The following is a 14,028-nucleotide window of genomic DNA, read 5'->3' as shown; positions in this document are numbered from 1 at the left end:
TCAGTGGTCGATCCCCAAGGATATGTTGCCTATGGACACTAGAACTAAATTGATTTGACTAACCCTAAATGGACCCCATAAGTTAGCAATGCACTCAAAATGAGTGCATTGCTAAGAGGTTTCATGAATTCACCGATGAGTGGCATCGTCCTCACGAGCAATAATCAAGAGAATTGGCTCAGAACGGACTAGCGCGCAATTATGACCCTGAGACTGGATAACATCTCGAAGTCATTCGGAAACATTAAGGCCGTCCACGAGTTGAGCTTTAGCTGCGCTCCAGGGACGATTACCGGGTTCATCGGGCCAAATGGGTCCGGGAAATCCACCACGCTCAGAATGATCGCGGGCCTGACCCGGCCGGATGCCGGCAGCATTACGATTGCTGGCTCGCCCTTCCACGAACTGCTGAACCCAGGGGAACAGATAGGCTTCCTGCTCGATCCTTCGGCGCACCATCCCGGCAGGTCGGCCCGCGAAACAGTCACTTTGACTGCCGCAATGATGGGGCTACCCAGGCAAAGGGTGGATGCAGTTCTTGAGTCGGTAGGTCTTGCCAGTGCGGGTCGTAGAAAAGTACGCTCCCTGTCCCTGGGCATGCGCCAACGCCTTAGTTTGGCCATCGCACTTCTGGGAAATCCCAAGTACCTCGTCCTGGACGAACCAGCCAACGGGTTGGACGTCGAGGGAATGAGCTGGCTTAAGGCATCCATCCGGCGCTTCGCCGCAGACGGTGGGGCGGTTCTCATCTCAAGCCATTTGCTGAATGAGCTTGAGTCCTACGTAGATCGCGTAGTCATCATTAACCGCGGCCGCGTGATCTCCAACTCCTCCATAGGAGACCTGGGAGGAACGGAAGTCACTGAAGTCGATGGCCCTCAGAGGTCTGAAATCAGGCGGGTCCTACAGGCCGAGGGAATTGCACTGGCCGAGGCCCCTCATTCCGCGAATGAGCGAATCTCAGTTATGTCGTCCCCTGAGCACGTCGGTGAAATCCTTTGGAGGAATGGCATCCAAGTGAGCCTACTGCACAGAAAGCCCGTGGAATCGTTGGAAAGTTACTACAGTGTACTGACTTCCCCGGAGTTTGCAGCGGTCTCCAGGACGGAGGAGGGGAAATGAGCGGCATCAGCAGTCCGGTATCGAACCCCATCGGCGTTGCCGTCTACGTCGAAATGCGAAAACTCATCAATACCCGCAGCTCACGATGGCTTCTCTTCAGCATGACGCTTCTCGGCATCCTGATGATCGTCGCGTTCGTGGCCGTCTCAGCAAGCCGCAATGAGCCGATTGACATGTCCATGATGCTTGCAGCGTTGGCCTTGCCCGCTGGCATAGGTGCGCCAATTATTTCGATTCTCGCGATTACCTCCGACTGGCAGCACCGGGACAACGTGAAGTTCTTCGTATTGCAGCCAAGGCGGGGAGTGTTGCTTCTGGCAAAGTACATCGCTGTGGCCATCTTTGGTCTCGCCACAATGCTGGTGATATGTGCTGTGGCATTTGCCGTGTCGGCAGGCTTCTCCGTTTTCACGAGCTCGGACATCATGTTCGGAAGCCTGAGCAGGAGTGTCTGGCTACTGGTTTGTGCCACCCTGGTTGGCGTCATGTCCGGGGCTGCGGTCGCTTCCGCGCTCCTGTCTACGCCACTCGCCATTGTCTTTGTGCTGTTTCAGTCTTTTGTGTTCGACTCGTTGATTGGCCTGGTCGCTGGCGACGCCACGCCATTTCTTCAGTCTGCCACGTTCACCAACGTTCTGACTGAAGGTGGCAACGCTGCAGCTGCTGCATCTTCAGCTGTCTTATGGATTCTTATTCCTTGTGTGATCGGTATCTGGAGAAACCGAACCAAGGATGTTGTCTAATTCGTGTTACGCGGGAATGGAGTAAGTCGATGGAAACCAGCGCACAACAAGATCGTGTGATCGCCGAGGCTCAGACCTAATTGCCTCGGCTCTAGCTAACAGGAAGTCTGACGCTAAGGGCTTTCATTCCGGGCCGTATTCTTCTTCGAGTTCGGCGAGAACCTCAGCGGCCGTCCGGCTTCCGCCGTCGGCGAGGCGTCGAAGTTCCTCAACATCGCCACGTTCTGAGGCAAGCTCGATGAGGAGGTCCACGGCGTCGGTACTCCCCCGCGCGGCAAAACGACGCAGTTCCTCAAGGTCACCCCGCTCAGCGGCCAGTTCCACAAGCTGGTCTATGGCGTCCTGGCTGCCTTGGTCTGCCTGCGCCCGAAGTTCAGTCAACTCATCGTCGGTCATGGTGTGAACATTCCACATTTGCCTGCCGTCCGGAAGGCCGCGTTGCCATATGCAGGCTGACGATTTGGATACTGGTGGGCCGCGCCATTTCACAATGAGCCGGACCCGAGGTTGCGGTAGCCGTGCTGGTGGATGAACCCGAGGAGCTAGAAAGCAAGGGGCTGTCGGCCCTGTTCGGGCCGACAGCCAAGGTATTGCTTAGAGGGTGGTCAGCAGTTGCTGCATCTCCTTGATTTCGGCTTCCTGCGCCGTAACGATGTCTTTGGCCAATTGCACCGCATCAGCATTTTGCCCGCCGGTGGTTTCGGTCTGGGCCATCACCACTGCACCCTTGTGGTGGGCGATCATCTGGGTCAGGAACAGCTTTGCGGCGTCTGCACCTTGGGCTGCTTGGAGTTTCGCCATGTCGTCAGCGCCCATCATGCCTTCCATGCTGTGGCCGCCGGGCATCTGCGTCGACTGGTTCCAGCCGGACAACCAAGAGGTCATTTTCTCGATCTCCGGTCCCTGAGCGTTTTTAATACGGGTGGCGAGGGCGCTGACTTCGTTGGGAATGCCCTGCTTGGCCAGGATCATGTCGCTCATTTCCACGGCCTGCGCATGGTGGGGAATCATCATCTGGGCGAACATCACGTCCGCTGCATTGTGGTCGCCCACAGCTTGGGAGGACTCAGACGCAGCGGGGCTGGAGGAGCTCATGGCGCCGTGATCCATCCCCGGCATGGAGGTCGCGGACGATCCGGGGGTTCCGGTACTGCAACCGGCAAGGGCCAAAGCCGCCGCGAGGGCAACTGCAGACAGGGGCAAGAGCTTTCGGGTGTTCATAAATGGTCCTTCACAAGGAGGGGTGGGCGTCGAGGCGCCCACGCGAAAAGTTTTGGTGATGCCCAGCAGAATCCGCTGGGCAGTGGCTGCCTGCGGGCAGCAGAAGAGCAGGCCCGGTCATCCGGGCAGCCCAACCATGCGGGCAGCCTGTCATCGGGCGTGAGGTGCCCGTTTATGTCCTGCTGATCGACAATTCACCCGGTGAAGGACTTCCGGGCAGGTAAGACCACAGTGTGCCGGAAGACTCGGCCTGGAACTGGAAGGTGGAAGGCGCTGTGGTTGTGTTGTCCCGAAGCGGCGCAGCCAGACCACCGGTCCCGACTGATGGGATGCACGAACCGCCCGCCACATGCGCCGTTGGGCAGTTCCCGGAGCAGGAACACTGCGCCAGCGGCACCGTGCCTGATTCTCCGCCCATGAACTGCGCCGCGCCCATATGACCGGTGTGAGCGGCGGCATCTCCAGTGGCGGCGACGGCCGTAGGGGCCGAGTCCGCCGCGGTGGTGATGACGCCCGTGTGCATGGAGTGGGGGCCGATCATGATGTGCATACCCAGCAAACCGGCGATCAACGCCAGCACTGCGGCCAGAAGGCCTGCCCTGAGGAAGAATCTGGTTATGGCCGGATGTGGTTCCACAGCAGTCCTTCCTTGTCCGTGACGAGTCAACGATGGTGCCGAGTCAACGATGGCCGGTTTCAGCCTACCGGTCCATGGCAGCCCGCCCTGTGCAGGGTGCCGGGGCCGGTGGCTCTGCTAACGAACCTCGGAGGGGTTCAGTTTCACCCGGCGCAGCAGCTGGGCGTTCAATGCAACCACGATCGTGGAGACCGACATCAGTACCGCCCCGGCGGCGGGAGATAGGACGATCCCCGCGAAGGCCAGCACGCCTGCAGCCAGTGGTACGGCGATGATGTTGTACCCGGTTGCCCACACCAGGTTCTGCCACATCTTGGTGTAACTAGCCTTGGACAGATCCACCATGGACAGGACGGCACGTGGGTCGTTTCCGGCGAGGATCACTCCGGCCGATTCCATGGCCACGTCCGTGCCGGCTCCGATGGCGATGCCAACCTCAGCCCGGGCCAAGGCGGGAGAGTCGTTCACGCCATCGCCGACCATCGCGACCTTCAATCCACGGGACTGCAGTTCGGCGACTTTCTTGTCCTTGTCCGCCGGGAGGACTTCAGCGAAAACTTCGTCAATGTTCAATTCGGATCCAACGGCGTCGGCCACCTGTTTGGCGTCACCAGTGATCATGCCAACTCTCACGCCCCGGCTTTGCAGGGCCTGGACCGCCTGCCGGGATTCCCAGCGGATCGCGTCTTCCAGGCTGACCGCGCCCAAGATACGGCCCTCGTCAACCACGTGCAACACGGCGGCGCCCCTATCCATCCAGGCCCGGGTCGCGGCGCTGAGCCATTCAGGTTCAGTGAGGCCCAGTTCCCGGAGCAGGGCCGGACCGCCTACCTGGACAGTCCGGCCGTCAACGGTTGCCCGCACGCCCCTGCCGGTCATTGAGCTGAAACCCGTCGCTGCCGGCTGCTGAAGTCCCTTCGCGTTCGCGGCCCGAACGATCGCGCGGGCCACAGGGTGTTCGCTATCGGACTCCACGGCCGCGGCCAGAGCCAGCAGCTCCTCGACGGTGGTGCCTTCAGCGGCGACGGCGTCCTTGAGTGCGGGCTCGCCCTCGGTCAGGGTTCCGGTCTTGTCGAACAGGACGACGTCGATGGTGCGCATCCGTTCCAGGGCCATCCGGTTCTTGATCAAGACCCCGGCACGTGCGGCCTGTTCGGTTGAAATCGCGATGACCAGCGGGATCGCCAATCCCAGGGCGTGAGGGCAGGCGATCACGAGCACGGTGACGGTGCGGGTAACGGCTTCCGGCAGGTTGCCCATCAGGAACCATGCAATGAAGGTGATGACACCTGCGATGGTCGCGAAATAGAACAGGAATGCCGCTGCCCTGTCCGCCAGCGCCTGAGCCTTGGACGATGAGGCCTGCGCTTCAGCCACAAGACGCTGGATCCCAGCGAGTGCGGTGTCATCCCCGACGGCGGTGACCTGGACCCTGACAGGGTTGTCGGTGGCGACAGTTCCGGCAACCACAGAGTCCCCTGCCACCCGGAGGACGGTCTTGGATTCCCCGGTGATCATGGATTCGTCGAATTCGGCCTGTCCGTCGACTACTGTGCCATCGGCCGGCAAGCGGGCTCCGGAGCGTACCAGTACAACGTCACCAGCTTGCAGGGCTGCGACGGGCACGGTTTCCAGGCCCGCTCCAGTGATGCGTTCGGCCTCGTCCGGCAGCAGGGCCGCGAGTGCATCCAACGCGCCTTGGGCGGAACCGAGGGCTCGCATCTCGATCCAGTGTCCGAGCAGCATGATGGCTACCAGCAACGCCAGTTCCCACCAGAAATCCAAGTCGAAGTTTCCGATCCGCAGGCTGGTTGCCCACGAAGCGACGAACGCGACGCTAATGGCCATGGCAATCAGCAGCATCATGCCGGGTTTGCGGGACTTCAGCTCGCTGAGTCCTCCCCTAAGGAACGGCTGGCCCCCGTAGAGGAAGATTACAGTGCCCAGTACCGGTGGAATCCAGGCGGATCCGGGGAACTCCGGAGGCATGTAGCCCAGAAGGTGGGCGAACATCGGGCTGAAAAACACCACTGGGACGGATAGGGCCAGAGTCAGCCAGAAGCGGTCCTTGAACATGGCCGTGCTGTGCCCGGCGTGCTGGCCGTGGCTATGCACTGCGTGGTCGTCCTGACCCCGCGCAGCGCCGTGGCCTTCATGGCCACCATGGCCACCGGAATGGTCCTGATGTTCGCTGTGTTCTCCCGAGGTAGCTCCGGGTTGCTGGTGATGGTGGTTGGTGTGGTTGTGGTCGGCTTCGCTGACCGGTGAAGCCGGATGGATGTGCTCTTTCATGTGTGCTCCTCCAGAAACGATGGCACGCATCGCCCTCTCAGGCCGCGATGCGTGGACTAGCGGGTGACCGTGAAACCGGCATCCCTGACAGCGTCATGGACCGCAGCCAATTCGTGGGATCCGGTTATCAGCAGGCGGGAGACTCCGCCGGCGACGAGCTCGATCGCGGCGGCGTCAACGCCGTCCACGTCCTTGACCGCGCTCTCGAGGCGGCCGACGCAGCCTCCACAGGTCAGCCCTTCTACGCCGAGTTCAACATCCGTTGAAGTGGGCGGAGCGACGCGCGCTTCCGTGGAGCAGCAACCGCAGCCGGAGGAGGAGGAGGACGTCGCGGTCAGCGGCAATTCAGTGCGGGAGGATATTTGCATGTCAGTTCCATTCCTTTGCAGATTTGCGATGGAGTGCTGGGGTTGAACGGCTGTGAAAGAGGGAGAACCCTCCGGGACATACCACTTCACTGACAACACCATGAATATACCCCTAGGGGGTATATTCATGCAAGGTTCCCCAAGCGTGATACGCCTCTCTCCCAAGAGCCGCTTTGAACACGCCCGTCCTGCGGCCCTTGAGCAGGTGCAGCCTTGGAGGCATCCTTGGAGGGAGAACGTGTTGGAGGCTGCGATGGACTCGTCAGACACAGGCGCACAGCCGGTGACACCCGCCGGGTTGCTGGCCTCGCTGGCTTATGTCGACAACGTTGGATTCCATGGGATCGCAACGACTCTCACCGGCCCGGACCCAAAGATCGACCGGAACTGGGCTGCATTAATCCGCAACGCACACATCGCCGTCGCAGCGACTACTTGGCCGGTGGACCTTCAGGCCGCTGCCAGCCGGTTCACGCGTGCGGCCGACGAGTTGATCGCTGTTCTTGAAAGGCGTGACACGGCGGCCGTTGCCGAGCCTGCCAAGGAACTCCACATCGCCTACCATGCGCTGAGCGACGCAGGCTGGAGCCATCTTGCAGCGGCTGCGGGAATGAAGACCGAAGGCGACCACGACCACCACGGACACGGGCACTCCCACTAAAGACCGCCCCTGCGGCAGCTAGCTTCGGGTGGCCAAAACTGCGTTGATCTGATCGCGGATCTCATCTCCGACTTGCTCATCGGTGAGACCACTATTGGCGGAAGAGCTCATGCTGACGAACATGATCGCCGAGATGACGCGGGCAATTTTCCCTGGGTCCCGAGCCGTCAATTGCTCATCCCGGTCCAACACCTCCGCGATCGCGGCTTCCGTGCGGATGGTCAGCGCAAGTGCCTCCGCATGGTGGGGTTCGGTCGGATCGCCGAAGACGATCTCTTTCAGGTAGGTCCGGCCGTTCTCGATCTGGACCCGGTTGCATTTGATGATGGGCCGGATGATCGCCATGATCCCGTCAAGGACAGCTTCTTCCTGTTCCGCGGCGGCGACGCCCGAGTTGAGCGCTTCGGCGTATTTGACGTTGTGGACCAGGAGAAGCAGCTCCGCCTTCGTCTTGGCGTACAAGAACAAGGTTCCCGATCCGACGTCGGCCTTTTCCGCCACTTGCTGGGTGGTGACCTCGTCTACGCCGTACTGGGTGAAGAGCTCGCGGGCCGCGGTGGTAATGCGGTCAAGCTTTTCCTGCTTATTCCGCTCACGTCGGCCAAGGGTCTGGGGCACAGCCTGCATTCAAATACCGTATCAGCGGCCCAGGAATTCGAGGGCGACGGGGACGAACTCCTGGTGGTACTGGAAGATGCCGCCATGCCCTGAATCCGGGTAGATGACCAGCTCACTGCCCGGAATCCGGAGATGCATATCGTCGGAGAGCCGGGACGGAACCATGCGGTCATTGTCGCCGTTGGCGATGAGTGTCGGCTGGGTGATGGCGCCCAGGTTGGCCGGTTCCGCGCGGCCCCACTTCTTGATGGCCTTCAGTTGCGTCTGGAAAGCCTTGGTTTTGATCGGCGCGTCCCGGTTGGCGGTGCGCTCGTTGAGGCGCTGGATAAATGCCCTCGCGGCAGACTTGCCTGCGGCATTGCGGTTGAAGAACAGGAATTCCTTGGGGTCCTGCCGGGTCAGTGTGGCTCGCAGGACGTCGTAGTAGGTAACGCGAGCCACCTTGTCGATGCCCTTCCCACCTGCAGGACCAGTGCCGGCAAGGACGAGCTTGCGCACCAGCTCCGGGTATTTGACCACCAAAGCCTGGGCAATCATGCCTCCGAGCGAGAATCCAAAGAGGTCTACTTTCCCGTATCCGATCGCCTTGATGAAGGTTGCAGCGTCCTCAGCCATCTCCTCGATGGTGCCCGGAACGTTGCCGGTTGTGGCACCGACACCACGGTTGCTGAAGGTGATTACGTGGTGCTTCTCTGCGATGGGATCGATGATGCGCGGATCCCAGTTATCCATCGTCGCGGCGAGGTGGACCAGGAAAACGACGGGGATTCCACCCTTCTGGCCCAGCTCACGGTAACTGTAGGTGACGCCGCCAGCGGTGACTGTGCGGACCGGTGCGTCCTTGTAGGCGGTGATGACGTTGCTCATGATGTTTGTTCCTGACTAGTTGAGTATTCGGTTTGATCAGTGGCTGACGACTGTTTTGCCGCGAACGCCGCCCTTGTCCAGCTCGGCAAGGACGTCCGGCGTCTGGTCGAACGGGACTACCCGGCCGACGACGGGACGGATTTCCCCGGCGTCGATAAGCGAGGCAATCTCCCGGAGCTGGCTGCCGTTGGCGCGCATGAAGAGGAACTCGTAGGTAACGCCGAGACGACGGGCTTTACGCCGGATGCCGGCACTAATGAGCGCCACAGCGCCCTTCATCACGGCGTTTGCTCCGAGCTCTTGGGCAAAGCCGGAATCCGGCGGGCCTGAGATGCCGATGGCCTTACCGCCCGGCTTGAGGACCTTCAGCGACCGCTCCAGATTCTCGCCGCCGAGGCTATCCAGAACGAGGTCGTAGCCCTGGAGGATCTCCGCAAAATCCTCCGTCCGGTAATCAATCACCACGTCCGCCCCGAGCTCGCGGACAAAGTCCGCGTTTCCGGCGCTGACCGTCGTGGCAACGGTGGCCCCTAGGTACTTGGCCAGCTGGATCGCGATGGAGCCCACTCCCCCGGCTCCCGCATGGATCAGGACCTTCTGGCCCGGGCCAACTTTGCCGCGTTCAACGAGCGCCTGCCAGGCGGTCAAGGCCACCAGTGGAAGTGATCCAGCCTCGTCCATGCTGATCGACGCCGGCTTGATGGCAAGGTCCGCCTCGGCCACAGCGATCCGCTCAGCAAACGTGCCGATGCGGTCCTTGTCCGGACGGGCGAACACCTCATCCCCCGGCTTGAAGGACCGTACTTTGGCACCAACACCGACCACGACTCCGGCGAGGTCATTGCCAAGGATCAGCGGCAGCCTGTACGGGAGAACCTGCTTGAACTCCCCTTGCCGGATCTTCTCGTCCAACTGGTTCAGGCCGGCTGCCTTCACCTGCACCAGCACGTCATGTTCGCCGACTCCGGGCTCCGGAACGTCAACCTCTTGCAGGGGTTCTTTGTATTTGTGGAGGACGAAGGCTCTCATTGGTGCTCTCCTGATTAGATAACTGAGTTGACTCAATTCTGAGTGCACTCAGTTCTTAAGTCAAGAGCACCTCCTGACCTGCTTTGGGTTGGCCGCGGGCCCTTTGCAGCTGATTGGGGTTGATTTTGGGCCACCCTGATCCAAAGAGGGTCGTGAATCCACGGGCGCCTGGGTTAATAGGGCTGCCCGGCAAAAGGCACGAAAAAGGAGACACGTTGTGCCTCCTCACTTTCAATCTATACGGCACTGGGGGGCTTGCCGCAAGGCCCGGGGGTTGCTGCAAAATTGAGAGCCGACGCCGGGAGTACGCGCTGTTTCAGACGCGCGGTTCCGGCGCCATCAGCCCAGAAAGGAGCTGACAGCGTGCCTCTTACAACCAGCGCATTCAACCTTCCCGAGCACCTCGCCCCCAAAGCAGATCCAGCCCTGATTGCTGCCGATGAGCAGCACTTCGCAGCCATCGCTGAAAGCCTTGAGCAGACCATCTCCGAGCTGTCCGATCAGCTCGATGCCATACGCAAAGCCCCAAGCCGCTTCGGTCAGGAGGCCGTGGAGAAGGACGTTGAAACCCGGCGGCTGACGGGGAGGCTGCGTGCACTGCGTCGCTTCGGACTCGACCTTTGCCTGGGTCGTGTTGTCCCTGCCGGCGACACAGAACCGCTCTACATTGGGCGACTCGGCCTCACGGACGGTGACGGCCGCAGGCTGCTTGTCGACTGGCGCTCCCCCGCCGCCGAGCCGTTCTTCGGAGCCACCCACGCCAACCCCATGGGCCTGGCAGCCCGACGTCGTTATCGCTGGACCCGCGGCAGGATCACCGACTACTGGGACGAGGCTTTCACCGCGGACCCGGCCACGGCAGAACTGCCCGGCGGCACCGCGGCGCTTGAGGATCTTTCGGCGTTCATCGCCAGCCTTGGCAGCAGCCGCTCTGCGCGGATGCGGGACGTGCTGGGCACCATCCAAGCGGACCAGGACGCTATTATCCGCGCATCTTCCCGGGGTGCGTTAGTGGTCGACGGCGGTCCCGGTACAGGTAAGACTGTGGTCGCCTTGCACCGCGCCGCGTATCTCCTCTACGCGGACCCCCGGCTCGGTCACCGCAGGGGCGGCGTGCTGTTCGTCGGCCCTCACCGACCGTTCCTGGCATACGTTGCAGATGTCCTCCCCAGCCTTGGTGAAGAGGGCGTGCAGACCTGCACCCTGCGGGACCTCGTGCCTGAGGGCGCCGACGCTGCCCTCGAGGACAACGAGGTTGCCGGCCTGAAATCTTCGGCGAATCTGGTGAAGGCGATCGAGCCGGCGGTGAGGTTCTACGAGTCACCGCCGAAGGAGGGCATGGAAGTCGAGACGCCCTGGGCCGACGTCTGGCTGAGCGCAGATGACTGGGCGGAGGCGTTCGACGTGCCAACACCAGGCACTCCCCACAATGAGGCGCGCGAGGAAGTCTGGGAGGAACTGCTCACCATCTTGGTGGACAAGTTCGGTACGGACGAAGTTCCCGAGGACTTGCTTCGGCGGTCCTTTGCGCAGAATCCGGATCTGGTGGAAGCGTTCAGCCGGGCATGGCCGCTCCTTCATTACACGGATCTCGTGGCCGACCTCTGGCGGGCGCCGGCGTACCTGCGTCTGTGCGCCCCTGGGCTCAGTGCCGATGAACTGGGAAAGCTTCAGCGGGCCGATCCGAACGCCTGGACTGTGTCGGATTTGCCCCTCCTGGACGCAGCCCGCCAACGGCTGGGCGATCCTGAGGCGTCCAAGCGAAGGCGACGCCAGACGGCGGAAGCCGCTGCCGAGCGTGAGCTCATGGACCGCGTGGTGGAAGACCTCGTGGCTGCTGACGATTCGGAAATGCTGGTCATGTCCATGCTGCGCGGCGAGGACATGCAGGAGAAGCTCCTGGACGAGTCAGTGTTGATCGCGGACCCGGACCAGCTCGCGGGACCGTTCGCCCATGTGGTGGTGGACGAGGCCCAAGAACTGACCGACGCCCAGTGGCAGATGCTCCTGCAACGCTGCCCGTCCCGGAGCTTCACGATCGTCGGTGACCGCGCGCAGGCCAGGCACGGATTCACTGAGTCCTGGCAGGAACGGCTGGACCGCGTCGGGCTGAGCAACGTGAACCTGACCCATCTCAGCATCAACTACCGCACGCCCGAGGAAGTCATGGCCGAGGCTGAACCCGTTATCAAGGCCGCCCTCCCCGACGCCAACGTCCCCACGTCCATCCGGAGCAGCGACCTCCCGGTCATCCACGGATCCGTTGCAGACCTGGACTCAATCCTCACCACGTGGCTCGATGCGCACGCCGAAGGAATCGCTTGCGTCATCAGCAAGAACGACGCCGGACACAGCTCGCTCCCAGCGTCGCCACGCCTCCGCTTGCTTGCACCGGAACTATCTAAGGGACTGGAGTTCGACCTCGTAGTCCTCATTGATCCGGAGGATTTCGGTACGGGCATCGAAGGAGCCGTGGACCGCTATGTCGCGATGACCAGGGCCACCCAGCAGCTGATCATCCTCACTACGGCTGAGCGGACCCACGGCACCCGCTGAGGAACGCGAGCTACATTCCGGGGATCTCCTGCGCTTCGTGGACTTCGATCTCGCAGCCACCGGGCATGTTCAGGTGCGGGTGGACTTTGGCGAGCTCGACGGCGGCATCCATGTTGTCGGCTTCGATGATGCTGTAGCCCGCCACTTCACGCTGGCTGGGCGACGTGCTGCCATCGGAGGCCACGCGGACTCCGTTGGCCAGCGGCGTGCCGAAGTCCACCAGGCGATCGCCCACCTTGGCACCCCAGGCGTTCCACTCCCCCATGACGGCTGCCATGTCATCCGGTGACGGCGGGGCGGCCTCTGCGGGGGTCATGGGTGCGTGATAGATGAAAACGAACTTGGACATGATGGTCCTTCTTTCCTGCTTTTGTTCTTGGGTTGAGGAGGGTTTAGAGAGTGACAGTGCGGCCGGTGAAGGCTACGAGCCGTTCCAGGCTGCTGGCTGTCTCCGCCGTCGGCTGCTCTGGCGCGAAGCTGCCGCCGGAGCGGACCTGCTCGGAGATGGTCTGCCGGGCAAGTTCCGTCACGTAATCGCTGACGACGTCGGACACCTCCACTTGCTGTCCCGTCGCCTTGGCGAAGTCCCAGGCATGGACGAGCAGTTCGAGGTTCAGGATTCCGGCAACCGTGGTTGCCGGCAATTCGGCGAAGCCCATATCGACGGTGCCTTCAAGGCCGCAGTTGCTGAAAGCTTCCAGCGCGGGCTGGGCCAGCTCAGCAATCCGCACCTCCGGGGACTCTTCCCTAGGGTCCACGGGTGCCGCACCGAGCGCACGGCCGATGCCCTTCAGCGATCCTGCCAAGTGGTCCAGCAACTCGCTGACGTTGAAGTCCTCGCATGGCGTTGCCTTCGCTGTGTCTTCGGGAGTGACGTTGCGCAGAACGCCAAGAAGGATCGCCAAGGATGCATCAGCCGAGCTCAGCTGGTTGATGGGATCGGGTGCCCATGCCCACTCGTCGCGGCCAGCGCCGTCCTTCGCTGAAGCCTCAGCCAGCAGACGATCCAGGTAGTGGTTCCAGCCCATCGCGTGGGATGTTTCCTGCTCCTCGGTGAGTCCCTCATGCAGGAAACGGAGGGAAGTACCGTCGGCGTCGGGCTCCAAAGTGATGCTAACGGTGGAGGCACCTGGCGGCAGATCTCCTCCGCCTTCCCAGCCCCACGTGAAGACGACGCGCTTGCCCGGTTCGATTTCCTGGAAGGTTCCGGAGGCATTGTGGCCGGGAGTAACGGTCCAGCGGAAATCCCCACCGATTCGGAGGTCCACCCGGGCTGCGACCGTTTGCCAGCGCCGTAGTCGTTCCGGCTGGGTGATGAGGGCGAAGGCCTCGTCGGCTGTGACCGGCAGGTGGATGGTTTTATCGAAACTCATGTGCGTCCTCGCCTTGGAAGTGATTAGTGGTCGGGCTGTTGTTGATGCTGGTTGCCCCGCCGTTGGGCAAGAGCGGCAGCGTCGGATGCAAGGAGGTCCAGTTCGTTGGTCCAGAACTGGGAAACAAGATCACGGAGTCTGCCCATCCCCTGGGGATCGAGCTTGTAGTACCTGTTTCTCCCTTCCTTGCGGGCCATCACCAGGCCCGCTTTCTCCAACAACAACAGGTGCTGTGAAACCGCGGATCGGCTGACGTCGAAATGAGCCGCCAAATCGCTGACCGCCTGTTCGTTGCCCGCCAGAAGGTGAAGCAGCCGACGCCGATTCGGCTCGGCAGCTATCTCCAGGGCATCCAACACAAGTAATACGTTAGTGATCACTAACGTATTAAGCAAGGGGTGTTGACCTTGTGGGCGGCCAGCAGCATGAACTGGGCAAGGTTCTGCCGCAAACCAAGCACAGCCCTTGTCGAACCGGTGGTGTGGCGGGGAAATGTTCTGCCGGGCATTGCGGGCATGTAGGAGGCCCGGGCAGGAGGGGA

At 61.8% G+C, this 14,028-nt stretch carries 15 protein-coding genes; 4 read left to right on the top strand and 11 right to left on the bottom strand.

Going from position 1 to position 14,028, the window contains the following annotated elements:
• Nucleotides 1–201 precede the first annotated feature (201 nt).
• Nucleotides 202–1,122: an ABC transporter ATP-binding protein gene (locus ACFX4T_RS22475; protein ID WP_377654265.1), complete on the top strand. Its 921-nt coding sequence runs from the start codon at nucleotides 202–204 to the stop codon at nucleotides 1,120–1,122.
• Nucleotides 1,119–1,865, top strand: a complete 747-nt coding sequence (locus ACFX4T_RS22470; protein WP_223948252.1) for a hypothetical protein — start codon at nucleotides 1,119–1,121, stop codon at nucleotides 1,863–1,865. Before ACFX4T_RS22475 ends, ACFX4T_RS22470 begins: the two co-directional genes overlap by 4 nt.
• Before the next feature lie 123 nt (nucleotides 1,866–1,988).
• Here ACFX4T_RS22470 and ACFX4T_RS22465 read toward each other — a convergent pair whose 3' ends face one another.
• The 5 genes from ACFX4T_RS22465 to ACFX4T_RS22445 form a co-directional block, all read right to left on the bottom strand.
• The gene (locus ACFX4T_RS22465; protein ID WP_377654263.1) at nucleotides 1,989–2,261 is read right to left on the bottom strand and encodes a hypothetical protein; all 273 of its coding nucleotides are present in this window, start codon (nucleotides 2,259–2,261) and stop codon (nucleotides 1,989–1,991) included.
• A gap of 198 nt (nucleotides 2,262–2,459) precedes the next feature.
• Complete coding sequence (locus ACFX4T_RS22460; RefSeq protein ID WP_377654261.1) at nucleotides 2,460–3,086, bottom strand: DUF305 domain-containing protein; 627 nt, start codon at nucleotides 3,084–3,086, stop codon at nucleotides 2,460–2,462.
• A gap of 172 nt (nucleotides 3,087–3,258) precedes the next feature.
• Entirely contained in the window at nucleotides 3,259–3,723 is a 465-nt protein-coding gene (locus ACFX4T_RS22455) for a hypothetical protein (RefSeq protein ID WP_377654259.1), read from the bottom strand.
• A 117-nt stretch (nucleotides 3,724–3,840) separates the two neighbouring features.
• On the bottom strand, nucleotides 3,841–6,015 hold the full coding sequence (locus ACFX4T_RS22450) for a copper-translocating P-type ATPase (protein WP_377654257.1): 2,175 nt from the start codon (nucleotides 6,013–6,015) through the stop codon (nucleotides 3,841–3,843).
• 56 nt (nucleotides 6,016–6,071) lie between these two features.
• Nucleotides 6,072–6,383 (bottom strand): heavy-metal-associated domain-containing protein, encoded by a 312-nt coding sequence (locus tag ACFX4T_RS22445; RefSeq protein ID WP_377654255.1) that lies wholly within the window; start codon nucleotides 6,381–6,383, stop codon nucleotides 6,072–6,074.
• 253 nt (nucleotides 6,384–6,636) lie between these two features.
• Here ACFX4T_RS22445 and ACFX4T_RS22440 point away from each other — a divergent pair, with 253 nt between their 5' ends.
• Entirely contained in the window at nucleotides 6,637–7,044 is a 408-nt protein-coding gene (locus ACFX4T_RS22440; protein ID WP_377654253.1) for a hypothetical protein, read from the top strand.
• Between the two features lie 18 nt (nucleotides 7,045–7,062).
• On the opposite strand, the gene ACFX4T_RS22435 is transcribed toward ACFX4T_RS22440, so the two are convergent.
• Genes ACFX4T_RS22435 through ACFX4T_RS22425 form a run of 3 tightly spaced genes read right to left on the bottom strand, consistent with a single transcriptional unit; the run spans nucleotide 7,063 to nucleotide 9,558 of the window.
• Nucleotides 7,063–7,671, bottom strand: a complete 609-nt coding sequence (locus ACFX4T_RS22435; RefSeq protein ID WP_377654251.1) for a TetR/AcrR family transcriptional regulator — start codon at nucleotides 7,669–7,671, stop codon at nucleotides 7,063–7,065.
• A gap of 12 nt (nucleotides 7,672–7,683) precedes the next feature.
• A complete protein-coding gene (locus ACFX4T_RS22430) occupies nucleotides 7,684–8,529 on the bottom strand; it encodes an alpha/beta fold hydrolase (protein WP_377654249.1) in 846 nt (281 codons plus the stop codon).
• A 36-nt stretch (nucleotides 8,530–8,565) separates the two neighbouring features.
• Complete coding sequence (locus ACFX4T_RS22425) at nucleotides 8,566–9,558, bottom strand: NADP-dependent oxidoreductase (RefSeq protein ID WP_377654247.1); 993 nt, start codon at nucleotides 9,556–9,558, stop codon at nucleotides 8,566–8,568.
• A gap of 363 nt (nucleotides 9,559–9,921) precedes the next feature.
• On the opposite strand from ACFX4T_RS22425, the gene helR reads away from it, so the two are divergent.
• A complete protein-coding gene (gene helR / locus ACFX4T_RS22420; protein WP_377654245.1) occupies nucleotides 9,922–12,114 on the top strand; it encodes an RNA polymerase recycling motor ATPase HelR in 2,193 nt (730 codons plus the stop codon).
• A gap of 10 nt (nucleotides 12,115–12,124) precedes the next feature.
• Here the strand turns inward: helR and ACFX4T_RS22415 are convergent, their stop codons facing one another.
• Genes ACFX4T_RS22415 through ACFX4T_RS22405 form a run of 3 tightly spaced genes read right to left on the bottom strand, consistent with a single transcriptional unit; the run spans nucleotide 12,125 to nucleotide 13,867 of the window.
• Nucleotides 12,125–12,463, bottom strand: a complete 339-nt coding sequence (locus ACFX4T_RS22415) for a YciI family protein (protein ID WP_216924715.1) — start codon at nucleotides 12,461–12,463, stop codon at nucleotides 12,125–12,127.
• 43 nt (nucleotides 12,464–12,506) lie between these two features.
• Nucleotides 12,507–13,487: a TIGR03086 family metal-binding protein gene (locus tag ACFX4T_RS22410; RefSeq protein ID WP_377654243.1), complete on the bottom strand. Its 981-nt coding sequence runs from the start codon at nucleotides 13,485–13,487 to the stop codon at nucleotides 12,507–12,509.
• 23 nt (nucleotides 13,488–13,510) lie between these two features.
• Nucleotides 13,511–13,867: an ArsR/SmtB family transcription factor gene (locus ACFX4T_RS22405; protein ID WP_377654241.1), complete on the bottom strand. Its 357-nt coding sequence runs from the start codon at nucleotides 13,865–13,867 to the stop codon at nucleotides 13,511–13,513.
• Between the last annotated feature and the right edge of the window lie 161 nt (nucleotides 13,868–14,028).

It is taken from the genome of Paenarthrobacter sp. YIM B13468 (assembly GCF_042788025.1).
Taxonomy (GTDB): Bacteria; Actinomycetota; Actinomycetes; order Actinomycetales; family Micrococcaceae; genus Arthrobacter; species Arthrobacter aromaticivorans.
Note: the sequence above shows the minus strand (reverse complement) of the source record. Positions and strands in the feature narration are given on the sequence as shown.